Source organism: Synechococcus sp. W55.2, from assembly GCF_047461635.1.
Taxonomy (GTDB): Bacteria; Cyanobacteriota; Cyanobacteriia; order Thermostichales; family Thermostichaceae; genus Thermostichus.
This window is the reverse complement of record NZ_JANSHM010000120.1, coordinates 1-1,297: the sequence shown is the minus strand read 5'-3', so window position 1 is coordinate 1,297 and position 1,297 is coordinate 1. Positions and strand designations below refer to the sequence as shown.

Below are 1,297 nucleotides of genomic sequence, written 5' to 3'. Positions count from 1 at the left end.
GAAGCTGAACTGGCCGGATTCGAGGGCGAAGAGGCTGTAGAGGCCGGTTTGCAGTTGATGGCGAAAGAGCTTGGCCAGGGCTGCTGGGGTAATCAACCCTTGCCGCTGCAAGAAACGCCCCAGAGGCTCTTCCGAGCCGCAAAAGGAAGCCAGCTTCTCGACCACCCGCTCGCTCACCAAGCCGGAATGGGCCAGCAAGCTCTCCAGGCGGTGTTCTTCCTGAGGTGGTAGGGCAGCAATGACCCGACCTTGGTAAAACCAGATCCTGTAGATACCTCTGGGCGCCCAGATACAGAGCTGTCCTGTTTTGCTGCCCCTCTCGATCAGCTGCAACAGATCGGGCAAGGAAAATTCTTGGAGGTCTCCAACTATAGCCATAAGAATTTTTTGAACCTCCACTTCGATGGAATGGGCGAAGAATCAATGCTTCAGTAATTTTTTAGACATCCCTATTCTTGTACATGGACTCTCGGTCAACAACCGTGTATCAACGGCTGTGTTTTTTGTAGCTCGATACTCTGCCCGCTAGCAATTACACTGACCGTCCGGGAAAATCTATCATGGAGTACAATCAGAATACGATCAGGCGGTACTCTCAATCCTCTCACAGAAGGCTTCTGGTTCGCTTTGTTTCGGCCTTGGCCTGGATCATGTTGCTTTGTAAAGTAAAACCCCTATTTTTGCTTTCTCTTTGAACAGAAGTTAGATAAAAGTTAGCAGGATCTCCCAACTTCTTTACAAAGCCAGAGGATTGTTCTCCCTCTGTCGGTTTGCCTCACTTTTCGCGCATGCCCTTGAGGAGGGTGGCTAATCGACTGACCAGAGAAGGCTTGACCGGGCCGCCCTCATCCTGAAAACCGGGCACCCTTGCCCCCAGCCTCTCCCTCACCGGCTCGGGATTCACCTCCTCAGCAATCGACTTGGACAGCTCCCAGTGACCAGACCGAGCCAGAACCGTTGGCCCCTCACAAGGGCTGATCAACCCCAGCTTCGCCAGACGGGCGCAGGCATAGCGCACCTCCAGCAGGTCCGCCCCCAGTGCTTGAGCCAAAGCCGTCAGCTTGCGGGAAGGCGACACCTGCTCCAGGATCCCCCACTCCAGCGCAGAAAGTTTGAACAGAGGCAGTTCGGTGCTGGTACGCCAAAAGCAACTATCGGGTTCGGGCAGGTCTTTTTCGGGGCGTTGCTCCAGCTTGAGCTGCTGCAGGGCTTCCAGGACGGCAGCGGTGGCGCTTTTGCTGAGGCCAGTCATTTCTCGGTAGGGCATGGGCACGTTGGGCAGGAAGCTGAACTGGCC

General features: G+C 55.1%; 1 protein-coding gene and 1 pseudogene. Both read right to left on the bottom strand.

Going from position 1 to position 1,297, the window contains the following annotated elements:
* The coding region (locus NW828_RS13795) for a DUF4388 domain-containing protein (protein ID WP_414384473.1) at window positions 1-378 on the bottom strand (378 nt) is incomplete at its 3' end.
* A gap of 397 nt (window positions 379-775) precedes the next feature.
* Window positions 776-1,297, bottom strand: a pseudogene (locus tag NW828_RS13790) (hypothetical protein); the annotation flags it as partial.